Source organism: Pseudarthrobacter sp. rb (genome assembly GCF_056389225.1).
The window spans coordinates 1-22,610 of the sequence record NZ_JBWJAR010000031.1 but is presented as its reverse complement, the minus strand read 5'-3'; the positions used below and the strand labels follow the sequence as shown (position 1 = coordinate 22,610).

General features: G+C 62.2%; 27 protein-coding genes and 1 pseudogene. 11 read left to right on the top strand and 17 right to left on the bottom strand.

The genetic code is table 11. From position 1 onward, the window contains the following. The first annotated feature begins 117 nt into the window (after positions 1-117). From ACWRN3_RS22170 to ACWRN3_RS22155, 4 genes are all read left to right on the top strand, one after another. Complete coding sequence (locus ACWRN3_RS22170; protein WP_476741954.1) at positions 118-1,257, top strand: S-layer homology domain-containing protein; 1,140 nt, start codon at positions 118-120, stop codon at positions 1,255-1,257. A gap of 113 nt (positions 1,258-1,370) precedes the next feature. Continuing rightward, on the top strand, positions 1,371-3,272 hold the full coding sequence (locus tag ACWRN3_RS22165) for a CAP and S-layer homology domain-containing protein (RefSeq protein ID WP_476741953.1): 1,902 nt from the start codon (positions 1,371-1,373) through the stop codon (positions 3,270-3,272). Between the two features lie 388 nt (positions 3,273-3,660). Beyond that, positions 3,661-4,044 carry a hypothetical protein gene (locus ACWRN3_RS22160; RefSeq protein ID WP_476741952.1) on the top strand — a complete coding sequence of 128 codons (384 nt, stop codon included), beginning with the start codon at positions 3,661-3,663 and terminating at the stop codon, positions 4,042-4,044. 206 nt (positions 4,045-4,250) lie between these two features. Continuing rightward, positions 4,251-4,805 carry a hypothetical protein gene (locus ACWRN3_RS22155; protein ID WP_476741951.1) on the top strand — a complete coding sequence of 185 codons (555 nt, stop codon included), beginning with the start codon at positions 4,251-4,253 and terminating at the stop codon, positions 4,803-4,805. Positions 4,806-5,037: 232 nt separating this feature from the next. Here ACWRN3_RS22155 and ACWRN3_RS22150 read toward each other — a convergent pair whose 3' ends face one another. From ACWRN3_RS22150 to ACWRN3_RS22135, 4 genes are all read right to left on the bottom strand, one after another. Next, positions 5,038-5,244 carry a hypothetical protein gene (locus ACWRN3_RS22150; RefSeq protein ID WP_476741950.1) on the bottom strand — a complete coding sequence of 69 codons (207 nt, stop codon included), beginning with the start codon at positions 5,242-5,244 and terminating at the stop codon, positions 5,038-5,040. Positions 5,245-5,312: 68 nt separating this feature from the next. Continuing rightward, positions 5,313-6,545 (bottom strand): hypothetical protein, encoded by a 1,233-nt coding sequence (locus ACWRN3_RS22145; RefSeq protein ID WP_476741949.1) that lies wholly within the window; start codon positions 6,543-6,545, stop codon positions 5,313-5,315. Positions 6,546-6,575: 30 nt separating this feature from the next. Further along, positions 6,576-8,213, bottom strand: coding sequence for a relaxase/mobilization nuclease domain-containing protein (locus tag ACWRN3_RS22140; RefSeq protein WP_476741948.1), 1,638 nt, complete (start codon positions 8,211-8,213; stop codon positions 6,576-6,578). A gap of 3 nt (positions 8,214-8,216) precedes the next feature. Next, a complete protein-coding gene (locus ACWRN3_RS22135; protein ID WP_476741947.1) occupies positions 8,217-8,516 on the bottom strand; it encodes a MobC family plasmid mobilization relaxosome protein in 300 nt (99 codons plus the stop codon). Between the two features lie 351 nt (positions 8,517-8,867). Here ACWRN3_RS22135 and ACWRN3_RS22130 point away from each other — a divergent pair, with 351 nt between their 5' ends. After that, positions 8,868-9,176: a hypothetical protein gene (locus ACWRN3_RS22130; RefSeq protein ID WP_476741946.1), complete on the top strand. Its 309-nt coding sequence runs from the start codon at positions 8,868-8,870 to the stop codon at positions 9,174-9,176. Between the two features lie 674 nt (positions 9,177-9,850). Here ACWRN3_RS22130 and ACWRN3_RS22125 read toward each other — a convergent pair. The 10 genes and pseudogenes from ACWRN3_RS22125 to ACWRN3_RS22080 all read right to left on the bottom strand — a co-directional run. Then, positions 9,851-10,321: pseudogene (locus ACWRN3_RS22125) on the bottom strand (transposase); the annotation flags it as partial. A 12-nt stretch (positions 10,322-10,333) separates the two neighbouring features. Further along, complete coding sequence (locus ACWRN3_RS22120; RefSeq protein ID WP_476741945.1) at positions 10,334-11,110, bottom strand: IS110 family transposase; 777 nt, start codon at positions 11,108-11,110, stop codon at positions 10,334-10,336. 616 nt (positions 11,111-11,726) lie between these two features. Next, positions 11,727-12,182, bottom strand: a complete 456-nt coding sequence (locus tag ACWRN3_RS22115) for a hypothetical protein (RefSeq protein ID WP_476741944.1) — start codon at positions 12,180-12,182, stop codon at positions 11,727-11,729. A gap of 49 nt (positions 12,183-12,231) precedes the next feature. After that, positions 12,232-12,492 (bottom strand): helix-turn-helix domain-containing protein, encoded by a 261-nt coding sequence (locus ACWRN3_RS22110; protein ID WP_476741943.1) that lies wholly within the window; start codon positions 12,490-12,492, stop codon positions 12,232-12,234. A gap of 57 nt (positions 12,493-12,549) precedes the next feature. Next, on the bottom strand, positions 12,550-12,951 hold the full coding sequence (locus ACWRN3_RS22105; RefSeq protein ID WP_476741958.1) for a suppressor of fused domain protein: 402 nt from the start codon (positions 12,949-12,951) through the stop codon (positions 12,550-12,552). Between the two features lie 17 nt (positions 12,952-12,968). Continuing rightward, on the bottom strand, positions 12,969-13,112 hold the full coding sequence (locus ACWRN3_RS22100) for a hypothetical protein (RefSeq protein ID WP_476741942.1): 144 nt from the start codon (positions 13,110-13,112) through the stop codon (positions 12,969-12,971). 2 nt (positions 13,113-13,114) lie between these two features. Then, on the bottom strand, positions 13,115-13,381 hold the full coding sequence (locus ACWRN3_RS22095; protein WP_476741941.1) for a ParB family protein: 267 nt from the start codon (positions 13,379-13,381) through the stop codon (positions 13,115-13,117). A 15-nt stretch (positions 13,382-13,396) separates the two neighbouring features. Beyond that, on the bottom strand, positions 13,397-13,846 hold the full coding sequence (locus ACWRN3_RS22090) for a P-loop NTPase family protein (RefSeq protein ID WP_476741940.1): 450 nt from the start codon (positions 13,844-13,846) through the stop codon (positions 13,397-13,399). 24 nt (positions 13,847-13,870) lie between these two features. Beyond that, a complete protein-coding gene (locus ACWRN3_RS22085; RefSeq protein WP_476741939.1) occupies positions 13,871-14,443 on the bottom strand; it encodes a hypothetical protein in 573 nt (190 codons plus the stop codon). Positions 14,444-14,520: 77 nt separating this feature from the next. Continuing rightward, positions 14,521-14,844, bottom strand: coding sequence for a hypothetical protein (locus ACWRN3_RS22080; RefSeq protein ID WP_476741938.1), 324 nt, complete (start codon positions 14,842-14,844; stop codon positions 14,521-14,523). A 21-nt stretch (positions 14,845-14,865) separates the two neighbouring features. Here ACWRN3_RS22080 and ACWRN3_RS22075 point away from each other — a divergent pair, with 21 nt between their 5' ends. From ACWRN3_RS22075 to ACWRN3_RS22055, 5 genes are all read left to right on the top strand, one after another. Next, positions 14,866-15,945 (top strand): tyrosine-type recombinase/integrase, encoded by a 1,080-nt coding sequence (locus ACWRN3_RS22075; protein WP_476741937.1) that lies wholly within the window; start codon positions 14,866-14,868, stop codon positions 15,943-15,945. A gap of 22 nt (positions 15,946-15,967) precedes the next feature. Beyond that, positions 15,968-16,270 (top strand): helix-turn-helix domain-containing protein, encoded by a 303-nt coding sequence (locus tag ACWRN3_RS22070; RefSeq protein WP_476741936.1) that lies wholly within the window; start codon positions 15,968-15,970, stop codon positions 16,268-16,270. Positions 16,271-16,782: 512 nt separating this feature from the next. Next, on the top strand, positions 16,783-17,991 hold the full coding sequence (locus ACWRN3_RS22065) for a hypothetical protein (RefSeq protein WP_476741935.1): 1,209 nt from the start codon (positions 16,783-16,785) through the stop codon (positions 17,989-17,991). Between the two features lie 158 nt (positions 17,992-18,149). Then, positions 18,150-18,887 (top strand): nucleotidyltransferase domain-containing protein, encoded by a 738-nt coding sequence (locus ACWRN3_RS22060; RefSeq protein WP_476741934.1) that lies wholly within the window; start codon positions 18,150-18,152, stop codon positions 18,885-18,887. 124 nt (positions 18,888-19,011) lie between these two features. After that, the gene (locus ACWRN3_RS22055) at positions 19,012-19,806 is read left to right on the top strand and encodes an alpha/beta fold hydrolase (RefSeq protein ID WP_476741933.1); all 795 of its coding nucleotides are present in this window, start codon (positions 19,012-19,014) and stop codon (positions 19,804-19,806) included. 22 nt (positions 19,807-19,828) lie between these two features. Here ACWRN3_RS22055 and ACWRN3_RS22050 read toward each other — a convergent pair whose 3' ends face one another. The 3 genes from ACWRN3_RS22050 to ACWRN3_RS22040 all read right to left on the bottom strand — a co-directional run bounded on the left by ACWRN3_RS22050 (position 19,829) and on the right by ACWRN3_RS22040 (position 21,617). After that, on the bottom strand, positions 19,829-20,296 hold the full coding sequence (locus ACWRN3_RS22050) for an HIT family protein (RefSeq protein ID WP_476741932.1): 468 nt from the start codon (positions 20,294-20,296) through the stop codon (positions 19,829-19,831). Between the two features lie 134 nt (positions 20,297-20,430). Beyond that, positions 20,431-21,345, bottom strand: coding sequence for a single-stranded DNA-binding protein (locus ACWRN3_RS22045; protein ID WP_476741931.1), 915 nt, complete (start codon positions 21,343-21,345; stop codon positions 20,431-20,433). Positions 21,346-21,350: 5 nt separating this feature from the next. After that, positions 21,351-21,617: a glutaredoxin family protein gene (locus tag ACWRN3_RS22040; RefSeq protein WP_476741930.1), complete on the bottom strand. Its 267-nt coding sequence runs from the start codon at positions 21,615-21,617 to the stop codon at positions 21,351-21,353. Between the two features lie 579 nt (positions 21,618-22,196). Here ACWRN3_RS22040 and ACWRN3_RS22035 point away from each other — a divergent pair. After that, positions 22,197-22,424, top strand: a complete 228-nt coding sequence (locus ACWRN3_RS22035) for a DUF2188 domain-containing protein (protein WP_476741929.1) — start codon at positions 22,197-22,199, stop codon at positions 22,422-22,424. Positions 22,425-22,610 lie beyond the last annotated feature (186 nt).

Sequence of the window (22,610 nt, the reverse complement as noted above, 5' to 3'; positions counted from 1 at the left end):
CACGAATGGAGTATGCTCCGGTGTTGTCGGAAGATTCCCGGCATCACGCAAACTTTGGGGGAACGTGTGAACTCTTTAGGTCGCCGCGCAAAAATTGGCCAGCTCTTAGCAACCGTCTTGGCCGGGCTTCTCACCACAGCAGCGGCCGCCGCACTCCTCGTCGCCGCGCCTGCTCCGGCGACAGCAGCGCCATCTGACGCCGTTGCGTCCACGAACTTGCTCTACAGCAACCGGACAGCGATAAGCCGGATCATCGACGGCATCAACGCCTACCGCAAGGCCAACGGACTGAAGCCCGCCGTGCTCAGCCTGCCGGGAATCAGTGATGCCCAGCAATGGACCAACGAATGGCGGAAAACAGGAGCAGCTCCCTCGTCGCCGCCCAGTGACCTCCCAGACCTGCCCTGGTCAGCAAGCCTCTACTACTCCTGCATGACCGGGGACGAAACCCAAGTAGTCCAGGCATGGATCGCAGCGAACGGGTCCGCCATGAAGGCAGCACCCGCAGGATCAACATCCGCCCTCGGCATCGGAGTCACCCCCGGTATGCACGGCAGCCTCGTCGTCAGGGTTGTCGGCTATGACTACAGCGGCGCGGCACCGTCCACCGTATTCGCCACCCCGGACGCCTATTTCGCATACCTAGAGACGGCGACCTCTTACACCGCTCCGGCGGTCTCTCCCTTTCAGGACATTGTGCCCTCCCAGCAGTTCTACAGGGACATGACCTGGCTGTCGGCAGAAGGCATCTCGACGGGCTGGACAGCCGGCAGCGGCTCAGCCACATACCGCCCCCTGACATCGATCAACCGTGATGCCATGGCAGCTTTCCTCTACCGCATGGCAGGATCCCCGGCCTACACCGCACCCCAAAACTCCGCCTTCACCGACGTGGCAACCAGCCATCCCTTCTACAAGGAAATCTCGTGGATGGCAACACTGGGCATCTCCACCGGGTGGGAAACCTCCGAAGGAACCAGGACATTCCGCCCCGACCTTCCCATCAGCCGCGATGCGATGGCCGCCTTCCTGTACCGTGCTTCCGGATACCCGGCATTCACAGCACCGGCCCGGTCCCCCTTCAAAGACGTCTCCCCGGCACAGCAGTTCTACAAAGAAATGACATGGCTGTCCGCCAACGGCATCTCTACCGGGTGGACGGAACCCGACGGCACCGCGACCTACCGGCCGCTGACCGACATCAAACGCGATGCCATGGCCGCGTTCCTCTACCGTCTCGCGGACAAAAACAACTAACAACACCGAGCACCGGGCAAAGAAAGTCCGGCGCCAAGCTGCTACGTCCCTTCTCCACTTGCAATGCTGGAGGACTCCGTCCCCGGCAGGCGCACCTCACCAGAAAGAGCCTCATGAGAGTTCTTCGCATCTCCTCCAGCTTGGCAGCGGGAACAATCGCGCTGTCGCTCGTTGCACCCGGTACGCTGCCGGCAGCGACAGCTTCCCCCGCGGTGATTGCCACGGACATCGAAAACGTTGTCGCCGACAGTAACCAAACGCAGATCATCGACGTGTTCAATGGCATCAACGCCTTCAGGGCCACGAAGGGCCTGAAACCACTGAAGTTCAGTGTCCCGATCTCGGCGATCTCCCAGGGCTGGTCGAACACCCTGGCGGCCACCGACGCCTTCTACCACAACGGTGCCTTCGTCTCGGGTGCACCGCAGGGTTGGCAGGCAGCGTCAGAAATCATTGCCGCCCGGTGGGACCGCTCCGGCCAAGGCCTCGTCGAACAATGGATCCTCTCCCCGGGCCACAACGCTGTCATGTCAAACCCGGATCACAACACGATTGGCATCGGCATCGCCTTCACTGACAAGTCGACACCCGAAGACCCGCGGGCAACCCGTTACGGGATGTACGGCACCGCCAACCTCTTCACCTACGGGACCGTTCCGGCGCAAACCTACAATCACCCGGCAGACTATTTCGCCGGCAAGCCTCCCCTCACCACCGCGCCCACCGTAAAAACCGTCACGCCCCCTGCTCCTACGTTCACCGAAACCGGGTTCATCATCCCGGAGGTCGAAGGAGTCGAGTACCAGATAGAAGGCTACGAGATCCGTCCCGGAACAAGGGAGGCCTTGACCTACGAAACCGAGATCACGCTGGTCCCCAAACCGGGATTCACCTTTCCTGACGGCACTCAAACGGTCTACACGCATTATTTTGAGCACCTAAATCCAAACCCAGTACTCATCCAAGTGGTCCCCGCCGCCCCCGAGTTCCGGCCTACCTCAAACACCTACGTCATCCCCGCAGCACAGGGCGTGCAGTACCAAGTGAACGGAACTACCACCAATTCAGGGACCTACCCGGCTCCGCCTGGGGAAAACGTGGACGTAGTCATCACGGCCACGCCCCTGCCCGGGTACAGCTTTGAGCAAGGGGCCGTCACCCGGTGGGAAAGCAGAATGCGCGTCCCGTCCACCCTCACGGTCTCACCCGGCGCCCCCACGTTTGACGCAGCCTCGCGCTCCTACACCATCCCGTTCTCCGGTGCAGGCGTTAGCTACTACGTTAATGGTCAACTGGAAGGGCCTGGAACGCATCTGGGTACCGGGACTGTGGTAGTCGAAGCCCGACCAGCGACCGGATACACCCTTTCCGGTGTGACATCGTGGACCTTTGTCTTCCCGCCCCAGATCGTCCCCCCTCAACCAGGTGTTCCGGCTTTCAGTGACGTGCCTTCGGGTTCGCAGTTTGCGACCGAGATTGGGTGGATGGCTTCGGCCGGGATCAGCACCGGCTGGACCGAGGCAGACGGCTCCAAGACCTTCAGGCCTCTCTCCCCCGTCAACCGTGACGCGATGGCAGCGTTTATGTACCGGCTTGCAGGCAGGCCTGCCTTCACACCGCCGGCAAGCTCGCCGTTCACTGACGTCCCCGCCAGCAGCCAGTTCTACACGGAAATCACTTGGCTCGCCGCCCAGGGCGTCTCGACCGGCTGGACCGAAGCAGACGGCACCAAAACTTATCGTCCACTCCAGCCGGTGAATCGCGATGCGATGGCTGCATTCATGTACAGGCTTGCCGGCAAGCCGCCGTTCACACCGCCAGCCAGCTCTCCTTTCACTGACGTGACCGCCAGTAGCCAGTTCTACAAGGAAATCACCTGGCTCGCCGCGCAAGGTATCTCCACAGGATGGGCCGAAACAGGCGGAACTAAAACCTACCGTCCGCTCCTACCGGTGAACCGCGACGCGATGTCGGCCTTCATGTACCGCTACAACACCAACGTGGTCACCCCCTAGGGCTCTCTCTGTTCTGGTTTGAATCGAATGCCGACGACCGGGAACAAGCCTGATGGGTTAGCCATCGCTACTGCCGCTGTGGGAGCTGAGACTGGATGCCACACTCCCGGGCCGCCGGCCCAGCCCGCCCAAACATCCACTCTGGCGGCAGCCGACACCGCCTTATCCGAAGGCTCTGCACCCGATCAGCCGCAACAGCTTCCGGCCAGCCTTCCGGGCCGTCCTTTGCGCGTGGCTGAATGTGCCGGGTGCTATCAGGGCATGGCCGGGTGCCAGTCCGGAGGAATCCATACCCCGCCACACCAAGAGCTATGTCAACATCTTGAAGCAGTGTGTTTATGGTGGATTTTTAGTAGAGTAGTAGTTCCACGATAGGAGGTGAGGCGCCATGAGCATTTCCATTGATGTTGGTGCTGCCCACGGTGGCACGGCCCGTCTAGGCATCCGGGAAATTGTCCGGCAGCTCAATAGCGCACTCGGAGCCACCCTGGTGGCCGCGTTGGCGGGCAGCAAGGACCCCAAGATCAGTTACCGGTGGGCGCGGACCGACGGCCCGGAACCCCGGCCCGAAGCACAGGCCCGGCTGCAGCTGGCCCACCGCGCGTGGACCGCGGTCTCCAGCGTAGAAGGTGAGCACGTGGCCAGGTTGTGGTTCGTCGGCGCCAATCCCTGGCTGGACGAGGTCTCACCCATCGAGGCCATCAAGGACATGCGCGCCAAGGACGTCATCGCCGCCGCGGCAGCCATGACTGAAGACAGGTTCCCGGGTTGACGGGTGTGTGCGCGAGTACCGGGCTGGCCTACGTGGGCGGCCCGGTCCGGGGCTACCGCATTGCAAAATCGTCCTACGGACCGGTGAATCCCTTGCCCCGAAGCTCGGGGACGACTGACCGTTCCTCCTGGTCGCGCTTCGATACCCCCGGCAGCACCGTATATCTAGCCGGGGATCGGCACACCGCGTACGCGGAGACCCTGGCCATGGCCCGGGTCGGGAAGGACTTCCGGGACGCCGTCGCCTTCGCCGCCGGCCAGTTCGGCATCACCGTCGAGACGGCGCGGAAGATGATCCAGGATGACTGGACCAGGAACGGGAACATGGTTCCCGGCTGGCTGCCGGCCAACTGGCGGGACGGGCGCCTCCTGTACACGCTGCAAATCCCCAGCCCGACACGGTGGATCGACCTGACGGCAGCCGAATCAATCGCCGCCCTGAACCGCCACCTTGGGCAGCAGCTGGACGATGCCTTCGGCATCGGCACGATCACACTGGGAACCCTCGCCGGGGAGAACCGCAACGCGACCACGGCGATTGCCGAATGGCTGCGTGAGCAGGTTCTTGATGACGGGAACTACGCCGCCGGCGTCCGGGCACATTCAAAGTATGGCGGTGGCCTCTGCTGGGCCTACTGGCTGCGGCGGCAGGACGACCGGCTCGGCCCCGACCCGGTGCTGATTGAAGCCGAAACCGAGATCCACCGCAACGACGCTGATCTGAACTATGTACTGTCCCTCTACGGGCTGGAATGCCGGTAACGGCCACTCCCGCGCAAGCGTTCCCCCTAGTGGACGGTTCTCCCGACACCTCAATCGAACAAGACTCCCTGAACAACGGGCATTCCGAGCTGCGCCGCGCAGTCCAAAGAACACTGGACAAACTCACCTGGTGGACCGCGAAGCCGCGGCCAGACAGCAGCATCCCCAAACCGCCCGTAGCTGGGGTGCCTGCCACGGCCTGGCCGCCCGCTGATATCAGCCCGGCCCTGACTCAGCCCTCACGGTTGTGTCCGAGGATCCGCAGAAGATCGCCGACCACCATCCGTAACTCCTCGAACCCGTGCTGGTAATACAGGGCAGTCATCTGCTGCAGCGGGGTGTCATCCAGCTCGGCCAGCAACCTGATGGCCTCTTCAATGATCTCCTGATCGCTGCCGTAGACCTGGCGGTGGCCAGGATTGTCGGGCTCTTCGGTCACGCGATCCTCGCTTGCCAGGTAGGGTTCCACGGATCCGGCTGTGCCGGCCCTTTACGTGGGCGCTAGTGTCAGCGGCTCAAACCGTTCCTTGCCCGCTCCGCACCGACCGCCGCACCTGCACGGGACTTACGGGCCTTCACCGCACCCTTGCCCATGGTGACCGCGGCGCTGGGGTGGGTGCCCTCGCTGCGGGCTGCAGTGAGGCGGCCGCGGATCTGGCTCTCATTGGCACCGGTGTTTTCCAGGGACTCCGCGAATTTCTGGTGATGTTCGGCTGATCCGTAGCCGCTGGCTGATGCCGTTTCTGCTTTGATGCCCCGGTCTTTGAGTCTAATGCTGTCGTTGCCAGTGACGCGCTGCTCGATGTCCCGACCGATACCTTCCAGCCGGGCGAAGAGTTCCTTCTCGGCCCGCTCGTACCGCGCTTCCAACGGTGACGACTCTGGGCCGCTGAAGCCACCCTCGGCAAGGAGCTTTGCTTCATGCATCTCCTTGGCGGCTTTCACAAATTGGGGATCTTTGAAGTGCGCTTCGTCTACGCCGTTGATGTTCGCGGTGGTTTCCTTGCGCAGTTGCTCGATGTCTGGGCCGTCGATACCGTCCTTGTTGATGAGGTACAGGCGTTCTTTGATGGCGGCGTCTGCAGCCGCAGCAGCTTTGGGCGTTTTCGCGTTGTGCGCACGCTGCAGGGCCTGTGCCAGATCGGGGTTTGCCAGGTACTCCGTGGGTACTTGGTGGCGCTCCATAACAGGTGCCAGCTTCGCCGCTTGGGCCCGTAGTTCTTCTGCCTGCGCAGCCGCGATCAGCTGCATGGCTTTCTCATGTTCGGCGGCGGCTTTCCGTGCTTCTTCCTGGCTGCGTGCCAGCTCGTCCAGCCGGGCCTTCTCGGTTGCGATGGTCGCGATTCCTGATTCGAGGTAGGCAGTATCCGTGCCGACGTCCCGTGTGTCGATGCCGTACCGGGCAAGCACTTCTTCACGGATTTTTGTAGAGGCTTCCAGGGCGGTGGGGTCGTGCTCTTTCCAGCCTTCAGCGACAGCGTGCGCCGTGGCGATGTCCGCTGGCTGCGCGTTGTCCCACCACTCGTCTTTCTGGACAGGTGCGAGGACGGCGAGGGCTGAGCTGCGTTCGGCCGTAAGGCGTGCTTGGGCTTCCCATGCAGCCTGGGTGTCGAGGTGTTCCTGCTGCCGCTGGGCTTCCTGCCGGCGCCGGGCCAGCGTCTCGGCAATGCGTGCGGCGACCATCAGGGATTGCCGCATGCCGTTGTCGAGAAAGTCGTCGATGCCGTCTGATTCACTCATGGTGTTCCCCTTGCACTGGTGGTGTGATTCTTATCGGTCGAGTCCCGGCCCGGTGCCACGGCTGGGCTGATAGGTCTTAGCTCGGTTCGCGGGTATAAGTGTTGTTGGAACCACGGAACCGGGACGGATCGGGGCCATGCCACGGCGGGCAATATCAACTGCCCTCGGCGGCACCGCAGCCTCTTCGGCAGGCTGCCGTTCAGCTCCTACGGGAACGGCCTTGGGCATCGTCGCAGTAAATGGGGCCAGCTGGTTCTCAACCACGGCTCGGATGCGATGGGCTTCACGGGCACGGCCGGACTGGGCGTGCATTTCATACACGGCAAAGGCGGTGTTGATCAGCTGCACCATGAGGGCCGTCTGCGCCGCTGTCTTGTTCTTGCTCGACGCCGCCATGAACAACATGGCCGTGCCGGCGACGGACGGCAGGGCGACGGGTTTGGCATGCTGCCGGGGGGCGCGGAGCTGGGCCGTGCGGGACAGTTCGGCAGCTGTGGCCGCCAGCGGACCTGGCGTATCCTCCAGCCGGCACGACCAGGCTGCAAAAGCACCGGAAACCTCACGCGCTGCTTTCGCCCAGGTTGCGTGATCGTCACGCGGGATGGTGCGCAGCTGGTCGGCCAGTGCTGTGGCGTTTCGGGTGTATTCCACCCACACATCTGCTGAAGGGGTCGCGTTCTCAGGACCGGTCCTGGAGACCTTGCGCTTGTTACGCGCGGCGGCGTTCCATTCCGCTGCGGCCTCGGTAGCAAGGTGCGGAGAGTCCGGCCACTCTTCACGCAGGGCGCCGAGCTTCAAGTCGGACGCGAGCGTGCCGCCACCGAACCAGATAGGGCGCTCCCCCGGCTTCGGCCGTTCAGCTACTGAGTAGCCAACAAAGACGTCAGTGGTGTTCTTCGCATAGCGCGGCCGGATCAACAGCCCGGTGTCACGGGCACGTCGAACGAACTCCGCTTCTGTCGCCGACGCGCTGGCGCTGGCACGCACCTTCCTAGCCAGAGAGGCGCGGTGCATTTCGCGGTCGTTGCGGACGGCGGTGGCCTTCTCGGCCCGGTCGTAGCCGCGGGTGGCGTGGACGCTGGAGAGCTCTTCGAGGCCGTACTTGGTTTCCAGTTCGCGGCAGGTCTGCTGTGCGCGCTTGTAGTCACCGTGAGTGGAGGCTTTGGTGCCGTCTTCGCGGACCAGGGACACGGCGATGTGGATGTGGTGGTTCCCGTTTTCGCTCGTGCCGTGGTTGATCGCGACCCATCGGCACTGTGCTTTGCCGCTGGCTTCGGTGAAGCCCATCGCATCCACGAAGTCGTTGGCGATGTCGCCCCACTGCTGGTCCGTGAGGGAGCCTTCTTCAGCGCGGAGGCTCAGCGAGCAGTGCCAAACGTGCGCGTGCTTGTGCCCGTTCGGGACGCGTTCCTTCTTCACCGGGTCCCAGCGGTAATCCTTTTGCAGCACCTCGACGCCGAACGCCTTGCGGGGTTGGTCAAGGTGCTTGGCAATCGCGACCGCATCATCAGCGTCCAGGACCCCGTCGTCATACCAGGCCATAATCGCCGCGTCCCCGGCAACCAGGTGCGGGTCAGTGTGCGCGTTCTTCGTCATATCCGCATCCGTCGACGCCAGGTACAGGACCAGCCCGGCCATCCGGGATCCACGGGTGATGTTCGGAATCATTCCCTACATCAACCCCTCGATCGCCCGATCGATCCGCATCGCCACCTCGCGCACATACGCCAGCACCGCCTTCGCATCCTGCGGGAACTCGTCCCCGGCATTCGCGTGCCGGGCGATCTGATTCACGTTGTTCGACACCCGCGCCAACAACGTATGGATAGCCATCAGCTCCGCCATCGCAGCTTTTCGCTGGGTCGGCGTCTCCGACCCCTCCGACAAAGCGGCCGTGAGCAGCAGGTTCGGGACCGTGACCTTCTCCCGCGCCGCCCGGGCAACCAGAGCCGCTTCCTCCTCCGCAGTCACCCACACATCCCTGCGCTTCTTCGTCCCCGCCGGCGAATTCGCCCGCCGCCTTCTGGACAACCGAGCACGCGGCACATCCTCGTCAGACACGCACTCCCCCAATCCCCAAAAGCCCAGCGCAGCGACCCCAAAACCCGGGGACCCTCAAGCCAGTGTGCCAAACCAAGCCGCAAGCGTCGTGCAGGACACGCCCGTTTACACCCGTGTAAACGTATAGCTTGCTCCGTCGCACCGCTCCGCCGCTTTGTTTTCGCCCTTGTCACGCTGCTGCCTCTGGGCGCGATAAGGACTTGGGCCGCCGCAGCGCGTCGCTCCCCCACGACCGGCCACCGCTCTGGTTACGGTGGGTGCATGCCAACCATCGATATCGAACAGACCCGCAACCAGGCCCGCGCCCTCCTGGACTCCCGCATCGAGTCCGTCACGAACCTGGTCAAAACCAGACAGCGCATCACCGAACTGCGCGAACAGCTCGCCGACGCCGAACGCGAAGACAAGCGCGCCTACGTGCGCGCCACCAAAGACGGGTGGAGCCCAGAGGAACTGAAGAAGCTCGGCCTCGAATCCGGAGCCGTTACCCGCCGCCGGAAGCCCGCCACCACAGCCACGCAGGACGCCAGCTCCGCGCCCTCAAATAGTGGGGTTACCGCGGCAGAGTAAGCCTGCCCCTCGCACCCATGGGCACGGCAAAAGCTAAAACCTCCGGGCTTTTCCCGCACCCATGACGCTCCTATAGCTGTCAAATATCGAGTTGCTGAGTGGCAGTGGCAGCTTGGTCCGCGCTGTCCACAACCGGGGACAATTCCCTTCGGGTTATCCACCGCTACCGCCGCCGAGGGAGCTACCCAATGGCTCCCAAAAAGACCAGCCGTGGATAACCCGAATTGACCCCGGTTGTGGACAGCGCATCGTCAACTTGAGCTGTCGGGTTAGTAAGAGACGAAGAGCGGGCGCTACTTCCCTTGGGTAACCGAATAGACGATGAAACCAAAACCCACAATGACCCAGGCGGTTGCTACGAATCGGATGATCAAGAGCTTCCGCTTCCTATACGCTTCCGGATCAGACCCTGGTTGTGGAAACGGCCTGGTCTTCGCAGCTACTCTTGCCATCCGTCCGGATACCGCCCACATAAATCCGCCCACGGCCAACGCGGCCAATCCAGCGATTGCGATAGGGGACATCGCTCTTCCTATGTTCAGGCCGTACAAACGCGACTGACCACAGCGTAACGTCATGATTAAGTGGTCGTCGAGGTCGAAACTATTCCAGTAGTAACCAGATGGAACCGTCTGAGCCCTTGACTCTGAATACCCCTGAAAATTAGGTCCCGGTCAGGGGACTGTCTCGAGTAGGCGACTCTGAGATCCTGGAGCGGGTGCCGCTTGGTCATTCAACCACCGCCGATAATGTCCCATCAGACTGTCGTTCCTCGTCTGCCCGCGTTCCAGACGGGACAGGTAAGACGGCCATTGATTCAAATGTTCGGCAGCGTTCTGCAGCGTGAGTCCCAGATCTTTTCGTAGCGCCCGAACATCTGCAATCGCTGGCGCCGGAACAGGATGCATCATCTGTCTGTACAGCTCGCGTGCGACGTAACGCTTAAGGCACCGCATGATTTCGCGTTTGCCCTTACCTTCCAGCGTTCGCTTCGCCACGTATTCCCTGGTCCTAGGATCACAGCCCATCCGCACCAGCACGACATGGTGAAGGGCCTTGTTGGCGTTGCGGTCCCCGCCACGGCTCAGTCTGTGACGGTTCGTTTTGCCCGAGGATGCAGGAATAGGTGCCACGCCTGCAAGGGCTGCAAACTGAGCTTAGCTGCCCACCCGTTCCAGGTTGTCGCCCACGGTCACGAGCAGCTGACTAGCAACTTCAACACCAACGCCTGGAAGGTCGCAGAGCAACGGAGCGTAGCCGTCAAGGATCTCCTTCAATGCCGAATCAACCTCAGCGATCTCTTCGGTAAGGGACTGATACCTCTTGGCCAATTTCTTCAGCGTCCAGGCCGTTACGTGGGCGGGGTCTGCCAGGTGACCCGTCGGCTTCGCTCTAGTCATCGCCGCGATCATGGCTGTGGTCACCATGCCGCGATATTTTGCCCTGATCCCATCTGGGGCTGAGACCATCAAGTCCTTGATCTGATTTATTGCAGCAGTTCTGGCCTTCATGGCTGAGGATCGAGATGCCCGCAGGACACGCAGGCACTCCACGGTGCCATCCTTGTCCTTGGGGACGGCGGTACAGCGCTCTGCCAGGACGGCTTCGGCCGCCGAATATGCATCCAAGGGGTCAGACTTGCCGCGCAGCCGGCGCCGCTGGCGATTCGGTTGATTAACTTCCACCACGGTAAGTCCGGCCGAACGCAATGCTTTCGTCAACGCTGCGCCGTAACTCCCCGTGCACTCAACTCCCACCGCGATGATACTGCCCTGTGAACGAGCGAAATCGATGATCCTGCGATAGCCAGGCCCCGTTGCCGGGAACTCCTGATCCGCTAAGGGGCGCCCGTGCTCGGTGACCACGGCAACGTGATGGGTGTCCGCATGCGTATCCACACCGACAATGACACGGACTTCTTCCTTTTCCGGCATGGTGCCTTTCCTGACGAAGGGAGTATCACGTGGCCTAGGTGGGCAGACAACACGGTAAGGGGATCATGGTCAAGCTCCTATCAAGTCATGACCGCCCAGCCCACGCGAAAGGTCGTGAACCGGCGGACAAGACATGAGTAGGACAGCGACAAGAGCGCGTCAGGTGCACGATGAGTCACGCCGGTTCAGGACCAATACCATCATTACCGTGCACGACGGGACCCACCTGACCGGCTGCACACAGACGCCAGGTCTCCACGGACAAGTACCTCACCACCGGGGCCGGCGAATGTGCACAGCCTCGAACGCGACAAAGGCACCAACGGCCGTCTTCCCCATGGTCCAAGACCAGCGCTGCCGTGGCACCTAAAGAGGTGCCTGGGTTTGCTCCAGCAGGGACGCCACAGGACTACACAGCGGGGCGGACTTGGGTAGCAACGGAACCGTTCCCGGGAGCTTGCCTCCCAAGGCACAGGGAGACTTCCGAGACGGTACAGGGCAGTGACAACCACAAGCTGCAGAACGGCGCTCAATCCGGGACAGTGGAGGTGCCACCTGGCACTTCACGGGTACATGATCACTCTCACCACGGCAAATTTAGAGACCGCCGCCGCAGCTACCCCAAGTCCGCTGGTCTGACGATAAGAGTGACGGTCTGAGGTTCATTTGGGTTAGGGCTGGCGACGTTGAGCATGTAGGTGTAGTCGCCGTCAGTGCCGGAGGTACTGCAGATGGTGGTGTCGCCGATAGCGTTCGATTGCCGCTGGCAAGGACGGTCGGTCTTCATCTCGAAGCCGACTCCCGAGACAACGGCTGTGACATCGCTTTCGGTCAGCTCTTTCCCTGTGTCCCATTGCCGGTAGAGGCTCGGGCACGGGTTCGTACTGATGCAGAGGAACTGCTCGGGGCGGACGATCTCGTCGGTCAGCTTCCAGTCAGCCGGAATGGCGAACCGGCCGGCGCGCGAAAGCATATCCGCAATCACCTTGTCCTCCGCGGACCGAACAACGAAGAACGCCGCGAGTCCCACGACGAGAACCGCCGCCAGGACAATTCCGATAATCCGCTTCACTGGTTCCCCCAAAACCATCTCTCACCAACGCGCGGAGGTTTGCAGGCGGCTACTCCCCCTCGGCAGCGTCCGCTTCACCGTCATCACTGATGTCACCGGCAGCGATGCGCCGGGCGGTGCGCCGGTATGCCTCAGCGATATAGTCCTCGACGTCCAGACGCCCGATGCGCCACGTGCCCCTGCCGCCTAGCTGAAAAGCGCGCAGTTCCCCTGTCCTGATGAGGCCTTGAACGAGGCTTTGCTTCACATTCAACTCTTCAGCAACCTGCGCCATGGTCAGGAAGCGGGGCCTAGTTGATTCGTCAGTCACCCGGCCATCCTATGCGTGGTTGTTGCTACTACCAGGAACATGCTGTGCGTACGAAGTTCAGGTGCTGTGCACCGGCAGCGGAGGCCGCAGCCAATCTGCAATGTCCGGATCGTGCTGCACCAGGAGGCTCTCCAACGTCTCCCAGCCATGGGTCCCAACGAAGCTGGCTTCACCAGGGAACAGCGGGACGAGCCAGACAATGATGATTGGGCCGTCCGCGTCCTCGCAGACGGCAAACTCTTTGGGTTGGTAGACGGGTTCGTACACGAGGAACGCTTCGAGCGTTGTATCAGGATCGAGCGGCCCCCTGGGACCGATGATCGCCCCTCGAAGCGGAGCCCGCCCCTCGTGGGTCATCTCCTCCGCGAGCTGCTGCATTAGCGAAGGAACATACCGCTCAAAGTGGCCGCGGCGGACCAACATCAAGAGTTCAATCCGGATTGGCGCCTTGCCCGGCAAGGCCAGCGGGTATCGGCTTAGCCCCAAGCAACAACACCGTCCAGGGGGCCGTCGTCGAACCTGACGACCTGCGCATGCGCCCGGTGTCCGTCCGCGTCCCTGGACCAGCCCTCAGCGATGGGGCCCAGATACTGTTCAAGGTGCTCGACAAGGTGCGCCATAACTAGTTTCCTTCGTCCCTCTGCCGCATCTCATCCATTGTCCGCTGCCCGCGCCGCAGCTCGCCGGCCTGTACCGGAGTCCACGGCTTACCGCCGTTGTACTTGCGCTGCAGACGCTTCACCTCACGCATGGTGGCCCGGACAATGAAGTCTGAAACGCTTGCGTCGCCCTCCTGCAGGCCGGCGGCCTTGAACGCAGCCCGGACCTGCCCTGCCTGGTCCTCCGAGTAGTACGGCGTGAACGCCGGAATCCGCTTCGGCTTCGCCATCAACAACGGCCCTGGCTAGACGGCACGCAGCGTCCGCGGCCACGGGTGCAAGCTGTCCAGGTAACCCTTCCCCAGGGACATGGAGCCGTCCTCGTTGAAGCGGATATCCGAGTGCTGGTGGCTGCCGCCAGCGTGCGCGACAGCGGCCAGGACCAAGTCCAAGTTCTCACGGTCCAATCCCGACACGAGGTCACCCAAAACGACGGGAACGTCTTCAGCGAGGGAGGCAGACAGCATCAGGAAGCGGCGTTCCCCGCCTGAGAGCGGCCCGACCTCTTCGGGGATGGCGGCGAAGTCGATCCATGCCCTCACCTGATTGGGCCCCTCCGGTTCGGTGCTTCTATGGATCCACGGATTGCCCGGCTCGGCGAACTTTCCCCCAAAGGCCTTTAGTAGCAGCTCCGTTGCCGCCTCGGTGGTGTACATGCCTCGCGCCCAGGCGCGGAGGTCATCTGCGTGTGTCATTTGTGGTCTCCTTTGTTTGAGATTTCACTCAGCGCCGGAGGTATCCGGACGCTCATCATGTGCCAGTTCGTCAGTGTGCGTCCGCCACGCCGGGTACTGCAGTACTCCTCCAGGCATCGCAAAATGCACCACGCAGAAAGCCCCAAGAAGAACTACTATGCCTGCCCAAACAGGACCACCCGAATCAGTGACGACACCCATGATCATCAACACTGCAGCCACCACGTAGATCACCCGGACAACTGCTGCGCGTAGTCGGTACCGGTCGCGCATGGCCTTCTCCCGTAGTGCCCAGGCTCCGCTGGCACGGTCGTGGTCCCATTGCCGCACTTGCCGCCACGCGCGGAGCCGGAACTGCGGGTCTCTTAGAACATCCCGGATGGGTGTCTTCCTATCGGCCCCCAGCCCATGGACGAATGCGCGAAATCGTTCCTCCGCAAGCTTCCGGTCAGCCCATCCATCCGCCGCCTGGCCATACATGGCCCCTTCCCTCTTAGAGTCTCGAAGGTATTTGGTAGTCACCTCGTCAAAAAGGAGCTGCGATTCTGGATCCAAGGTCTCTCGGAGCGGTCCCATGGCGGCCTGCAGCCTCTTCATCGGTTCTCTTTCGGATTGGTCGTGTGGGGGCAAGGCGTCGGGGCCAGCGTAGCTGCCGGCCCCGACAGTTGTACTTCTTAGAACGGTGGTTCAGCGTCCGGTCCAGTGCCCCATCCGCCGGCGTTGCTGTTGCCCGGCACCGCCCAGGGGTCGTCCTGCGGGCCGGACTGGGGCTGACTATTGGCATTGCCCTGGTAGCCGTTCCCTTGCCCGCCCTGGGTGCTGCGTTGGGTGCGGTTAACCTTGGCTGTCTCGAATCCCGTGAGTTCGACCCTGGTTCCAAAAGGCCCGGATCCGCGCGGAAATTGACCCCTATCCTCTGTTTTACCGTTGTTATGGAAGTCTGACATATTTTCATCATTCCTGAAGCTTCCGTGATATTCATGATCGGTGCGGAACATTACTGAACTCGAGGCTTTGTGATGGGGCTTGCCACCGTCCGGTCCATCGGGTTCAGCCAAGCTCTGCGCTCAGCGCAGGACGAAGAAGACTTCGAACAGGAACTCGTCGACCAATTTGCGCTGGCGCAGGTCGGTGCGGGCGTCACCGACCAATTTGTCAGGACAGAGCGCTCAGTGATCTTCGAGTTCGCCCGGTTCCTTGGCCGGTACCTCTGGACGGCCTCTCCCTCGGATGGTGACCGATTCCTGGCCCATTTGCGCCATGAACGCGGGCAAGCCCGGAGCACCCGGGAAAGCAAGGCCGGCACTCTGGCCAGGTTCTATGACTTCGTGATCGGCAGATACCAGGGCGATGTCCATGCGTTGACCGGCTACGTGGTCATCCAGCCCATCGATGAATTCAATCGCCCGTCCAGTTCCTCACTCGTCGCTGCCAGAATCCCGCCCAGCGAATCCGAAGTCGAGACGCTGTTCACCAGCTGGCGTGATGCTCTGCCCGAAGCGAGGAAGTACTTACCGGCAGCCCGCGACTATCTGGCGGCTTCCTTGTGGCGCCGTGCCGGTTTGCGTATCAACGAGACGCTGATGCTCGACATTAAGGACTGGCGCCCCGACCTTGGGCAGAACGGCAAGATCCATGTCCGTTTCGGCAAGGGGAGCCGCGGCCGTGGCGCCAAGCCCCGCCTCGTTCCGGCGATCAACTCGGTAGACGTTCTCCTGCAGTGGTGGCTGACGGATGTGCGCCACCAGTTCGGTGATGACTACCTGGATCCAGATGCCCCTTTGTTTCCGAGCGAAAGGCGCGACCGGCATACAGGAGGCTGCGCAAGGGTCGGTGACGATGCGCTACGGGCGGGCCTGGCTGGCGCGGTGGATCGTTGGCTGCCGGCCTGGCGGGGGCGGCTAAGTCCACATGGACTACGGCACTATTGCGCCTCGTCCCTCTATGCTCGGGGGCTTGATCTGAAGGCAGTCCAGGAACTGCTCGGGCATGAGTGGCTCTCGACCACCACCCGCTACATCCATGTCCATTCCGACCACATCGACCACGCCTGGGCAGTCGCGAATGAACGCGTTGCTGCCCGGCTGACAGGAGAGTGACAAGATGCGTTGGAACCTACGAATGGTCGCCGCTGAGCGGGGAATCTGGAAATCTACCGAGCTCCGCCGGCGGCTGGCCGATGCCGGGCTAGAGATCAGCACGGGCAAGATGTCCGGGCTGTGGACCGGATCACCGACCACCATTCGGCTCGAGGACCTCGATGTCATCTGCGCTGTGCTGAATTGCTCACCGACGGATCTGCTGATCCGTGAGCCAGAAAAGGTGGAAGCTGCCCGACCGAAGGCGGCCGAAGCGTCATCCATCGGTTCAGGTCCGGCCGTGCTTCCCCGGCTGGGCCGCAACCGTTCCAAGCCGCCGGCATGAGGGGCTCGAGCCGCCCCCGCCCGTGTACGGTCTGTGGCTTGAGGCCGGTCGCGTGGAGTTATCCGCGCAGGACGAAGTTCTGTCACGAGTGCATGCCCGGAGGCCCGGTCGTCCCGCCGCCGTGTCGACGGTGCGGACGCGCTGAAGGGTATTACTCCGGCGGGCTGTGCGATCAATGTCACCGCAGCGCACCGCAACCCCTGGCGGCATGCAAGGACTGCCACGCCTGGGGTGTGGGCCGGATGAACGGCTGGCTCTGCGGGGCGTGCAAGTTCTGGCGAGCGAAATACTCGGTGGGAACCTGCAGGGCCTGCGATGTCGTCACTGCAGTAAATGAGGATCAAGGCTGCAGGCTTTGCTGGCACCAATTTCTCGCCGCCGGCGGGCGGAAAGGAGGAACCACTCTGGTAGAAGCCAACCGTCACGGCCAGCAGCTGTTCCTTGCCAACCTCCGCCACGCCAGCACGGGACAGCGACGCGGGACCCGGCGTCGCCGCCAAGAACAGCCCGTAGTGGGACCGGCACCGGCATTCACGCCGGTATCCCACCGCCAACTGATGCTGTTCCCCGCGACAGTAAGGGACCTGAAGCGAGGACTGACCCACGGCTTCCCCACCCCCGCCGACCTGGCAATGGCAGCCTTCCTGGATGAATTTGTCGTGGACTATGCCGGAAAGCATGGGTGGGGCCTGACCGCGACCAAGACAGTCCGCCGCGGGCTAGCGGTTGCTCTCGGCCTGCAGGACACACCCGGCGCTCCCCTGCGGGCCACCGATATCCTCAAGCTGCCGCAAATCGGCACGAATGCCCTGCGGTTGTTGGAAGTCTGCTACGCCGCGGGCGTGCTCGAGGACGACCGCCAACCTGCAGTGGACAAGTGGTTCAGCACAGCTATCGCGGGGCTTCCTGAACCAATGCGGCACGAGTTGGGCCGGTGGTACGTGGTCATGACCAAGGGCAGCAGCACTCCGCCCCGCAGCAAGCCGCGGTCGGAGCAGACGATCCGCCTGTACACGCGGTGGTCGCTGCCGGCCCTGCATGCCTGGGCTGCGGAAGGACACACAACCCTCCGGGAAATCACCACAGAAGATGTCCGAGAGGTCCTTCCAGGCTCCGGGAATGCGCGCTCCACAATGGGGCAAGGTCTGCGGTGCCTGTTTCGTGTCCTCAAGGCCCATAAAGTCACCTTCTTCAACCCGATCGCACTCATACGCACCGGCCCCCACGAAACCCGGCCGCCCATGCCGGTGGCAGACGCCGCGCTGCGCGAAGCATTGAACTCCGAGGACCCGGCCCGGGCAGCACTCATAGCGATCGCGGCCTTCCACGGGCTGCGATCGGGCCAACTGCGAGGGCTGCAGCTGACCGATATCCGCGACGGTCGCCTCCGCGTGGATGAACGCATCATCCCGCTCCCCCAGCCGGTCCGGGAGCGCCTGACTGCTTGGCTGGCCTACCGGGAACAACGGTGGCCCCTGACCAGAAACCCTCACGTATTCATCAGCAGACGAACCGCGCACGATACCTCCCCAGTCGGCGTCCAGTGGATCACGACATCGATGGGCATGACCGCCCAGAAAGCCCGCGAAGACCGAATACTCCACGAACTGCACGCCAGCGGGGGCGACATCCGGCGCCTTTGCGACATGTTCGGCCTGAGCATCGCCGGAGCGAGCCGCTACTCCGCCGTCCTGACCCACCCGGACCTCCAAAACGCCTGACCTTACCTGCCGCTCCAACCCCAACACCGACACCAAGGCTGGGACTGGCAAACCAGGGAGCAAGGAAGCGCACGTCTCCTGCGCCCATCCTCCAGGGGAAAGATCCATTCCATGCCGGCTGGGAGGCCGTAATGCGTCAGAGCTGAAACACTGAAGCTATGGACATACCTCTCGCCGGTAACTCTGGATATGTGGACCAAAAGAGCATCTGTGACGTCGCCCGGGCCTTCGTGGAGGAAAACCACTCTGGCGCCTGTGCCTCGATTCTCGGCGGAAGCGCCGCGGCCGGAACAGCAACTTCGACCTCGGATCTCGACATCGCACTGCTGTATCCGAACGGTCACTCCAACTACGCCCAGACCACCCGCTACCGGGGCTGGCTAGTAGAAACCTTCGTACACACACCGGACAGCCTCCAGTTCTGGTACCGAAAGGAAGCCGAAGAGCGCCGCCCGGTGATAGCAGCGTTATGCGCGAGTGGCATGCTTCTAACGGACGACGGAAGCGGTGCTGTTTGGCAGGCCGGAGCTCAAGATGAAATAGCCCGAGGGCCTGAACCGCTCACAGACCAAGAACGGGATTCCCGTCGCTACAACCTCAGCGCTCTTGTAGACGACCTCGAAGGCAGTAAGTCGGCAGCGGAAGATTTCATACTGGCTGCAGAGGTCCTCCGCGAGGCGGCCGATCTGTTGCTCCTTGAGAGCGGGAACTGGCTCGGCGCCGGGAAATGGGTCATTCGCAGGCTGGCCCAGAGTGACCATGACTTAGCCATCCGCCTGCTGGCATGGGCGAGGGGCCCGAAACGCGACCCACAGAATCTCGTAGCTCTCGCAAAGGAGGTACTCGGCATGTCAGGTGGGTACCTCCAAGAAGGCTTTGTTCGAGGCGCCCTCTGACGAGATTTCGAAATTCATCCTTGTGCAGCCATCTGGATACTGATCACGCTAGTAGGGGGGCTGTCCTGAGGCGCGGAAAGACGGGCTTGCGGGCCGTTGCTATGTCATTACGTAGGATCGCTGGATGGATCAAAAAAGGCGCAGCATTCGCACAGCTGATGCGGTCGACATCAGCTACGTCGTCACTAACGGGATTGAGCCTGCCGTTGTGATCCTCCACGGCCTGGCCGGAAGCGGACAGGAGTTTCTCTCTACTGCCCGCGCGCTGCCAGGTCGGAAGGTCATCCTGGTCGACCAGCGTGGTCACGGCCTGAGCACACGGTTGCCCTCGGACACCTCGCGTGAGGCATTCGTTAGGGACGTTGTCGCGGTAATTGATGGCGAGGCCTCCAGCCCGGTTCATCTGGTCGGGCACTCGATGGGAGCCCACACCGCGATGCTCACCGCTGCTGCCCGCCCGGACCTCATCCGGACCCTTGTGCTCCTGGAATGCGGTGCTGGCAGCGGCAGCGATCAGGAACATGCTGCCCTCGGTGAATACTTCCGGTCCTGGCCTGTCCCGTTTCCTGACCGTTGCGCGGCGGCCAGTTTCCTGGGGGACGGCCCGCTGCAGCGCGCCTGGGTGCAGGACATGGACTGCCGAGAGGACGGAGTACATCCCCGCTTTGACCCGGAGGTGATGGCCGCGGCGCTTGCTGCTCTCGAGGAACCTCGATGGGCGGAATGGTCCAGCGTCCAGTCGCCGACGCTTGCCATTTACGCCCCCGACGGGATGTTTACAGAGGAGCAAAAGGCACAATTTACGGAGCGGGGTAACGACGTCACACGCCTCGACCTTGCCCGAGGATCACACGACGCCCATCTGGACGCGTTCGAACAGTGGATAGAGACGCTTACAGGATTTCTGAATGCCCGGTAAAAGATCCTTCAGCATCCAGCGGTTAGCACTCGTAGCCGCTTGCCCGGCGCAGGTCCACGGTTAGAGCGCGGGGATTGTTTATCTGTCCAGCCGCGTCAGGCTTGCTCGGAACCTGCCCCCAAGGGCGGATGAGGCCGTCTCCTTGATATCGAGGAACGAGGTGAACATGCAGGTGAAACACGTCCTGCCATGCCGCCTCGCCGCTGCTCTGAATCAAGGTCAGACCTTCGGGATTCAGCTGTCGCTTGAGCATGCTGGCAACGCTCCAGACGCCTCGCATTGTGGCTGAGAATTCATCACCTCCCACATCGAACGCGTTGGCCGCGTGTATGCGTGGCACGACCAAGGTGTGCCCTTGAGTCGCTGGAGCGATATCGAGAAAGGCCACGACATCATCGTCGGCAAAGAAAATTTGGTCTCCGGGATCGCGGTCAACGATGCGGCAGAACAGACAATCGTCCCGGTCGGTTTTTTGAACTTCTAGGCCCATGCTCCATATGTACACGACTAGAACGTGTGCCGTGGCACTGCGAATGGGCAACCCTGTCGCTCGATGCCCAGCTGGGTCGAAACCGGCCCCAGCAATCCGAGGCCGGTTTTATCATCCTCAGGTGGAGAGGGGCCTCACGCCAGGTTGCGTGCCTCACCCTGAGGCGTGAACCAAGGGTCATTTTCACGGAAAGCCCCTTCGGTAGGCTGGTCTCGTTCGTTACCCGCGGGGGCCCGAGTGGCCTGAGACTGCTTTGCACCTGAGTTCCCGCTGTTAGACCCGTCAGCTTTCGCGAACCCACGGGAAACGTTGGCGTAGCGGAGTGAGGGGCCGATCTCGTCCACTTCGAGCTCGATCACGGTGCGCTTCTCGCCTTCCTTGGTTTCATAGGAACGGGACTTCAGCCGTCCCGTGACGATGACGCGCATGCCCTTGGTCAGGGACTCGGCCACGTTCTCCGCTGCTTCCCGCCACACACTGGCCCGGAGGAAAAGCGTCTCCCCGTCCTTCCACTCATTAGACTGACGGTCGAAGGTCCTGGGCGTTGAAGCGATGGTGAAGTTCGCTACGGCCGACCCACTCGGAGTGAAGCGCAGCTCTGGATCTGATGTCAGGTTTCCAATGACAGTAATCGTGGTTTCGCCGGCCATGATGGTTCCTTTTCCTCGTGTGCTGGTGATGTTCTCGGTGTGTGTTGTGGGTTCGTGCTGAGGTTCAGGCCCACCCGGTTCGTCGTGGGTAAGGTCGTTGAGTTGGTACTGATTCGCAGTGTGTGCGTCCCAGAGCCCACCCTCCCCGAGCGGGGCGCGGCTGATCGTCTCCAGGTACCGGTCATCCCCTCCCTTGTCCGGGGCGGCGTAGAAGCCGTCGTACAGGTCCTCAATAAGGGGTTCCACAATGGCGGGTTCCACAATGGCGGGTTCCACAACGTCGGGTTCCACAACGTCGGGGTAGATCCTGCCGCTGGGATTGACCTGCCGGAACAGGTCCACCTCCAACGGGATCCGTGGGCTGAGATTGAACCCGACGACCGGGCGCAGCTTCGTCACGGTCCTCACGCAGCCTTGTGGCTCATGGCCGCTTGGACAAGCTTGTCGCGGCGCAGGCCGGACCAGTGGTCCTGGTCATCGGAGTTGTTCACAACGACGGGCGCCTGGGAGTAACCGAGTTCGGCGGTGATGTACTCCAGCGCTGCCGGCACCTCGCTGATGTCCACGCTCGTGTAGGTGATGCCCTTGGAGTCGAAGTAGTCCTTCGTCTTCTCACAGTTCGGGCACTCAGGCTTGGTGTAAACCGTGTAAGCGGTGGGTGAAGCAGTCATTTTCAGCACCTGGTTTCGTATCAAATAAGTTTCGTTCGTCTGGCTGACTTGCTACCTCAATTTTAGCAATCATTCAACTGAATGAATAGGGGTTCTACCCTATATTTCCGGGGTTTTTGCTTCCCTCCTAACCCTAGATTAGGCGCAGGTCACTTCCTGCAGATTCACGGGAGGAAGGTTGGTGGCACCGCCGGCGACCGTGGTCATCCCCGCAGGCTCCCCCAAGCGGCAGCCCCCCTGTGCTCTAGAAGACTTCTGCCTGGCTCGGTGACGTGCGGGGTCTTGGGTGGAAGGTGGAGCGGGTGTGTGTCGTCCCTGCTGAAAGAAGACCGGCCCCGATTGAGGGTGCCCCGGCCTGCCAGGTCTTGGACCATGGGGAGGGTTGCCGGCCGCCGCGCGGCGCGTGAGCTTGAAAAGTAAGCATGCTTGCTATTAGGTTGGTGGGAGTTCTCCGCCTGGCCCCCATCAGGCGGAGCGCGACCTGGAAGGCCCTGCTCACGTTCTGCGTGCGGCGGGGCCTTTCGCTATCCGCATTTGCGCAGCAAATGTCGGTGTACGGAACGGCAGAAGGAGTGTGCAGTGGCCCAGGGCGATATCGAGACGTACTACGAAGATGGTTCATGGAAGAACAAGCGCGAGGGGACTGGCCGGGCGTTCGGTGCCGGCTACGGCACCAAGGACGAAGCGGTGGCTGCCGGCCGGGCAGCGGCCCAGGCGGACAAGGTTGAGCACGTCATTAAGAACCAGGATGGTCAGATCAGTTCCAAGAACAGCTATGGCAACGATCCGAGGAACGTCCCGGGCTGATTGCTGGGCAGCGCCTTTTGCGGTGCGGCGTGTCTGGAGACACAAGAAAGGCCGGCGGTTTGAACTGCTCCCCGAAAGTTGGACTGAAAAATCAGTTCTGACTTTCGGGGAGCAGTTTTATGCATGGAAGAAGTTCGTTGTCCGAGGAACAGCGCGAGGCCGCGGTGGCGCTGTTTGAGATCGGGT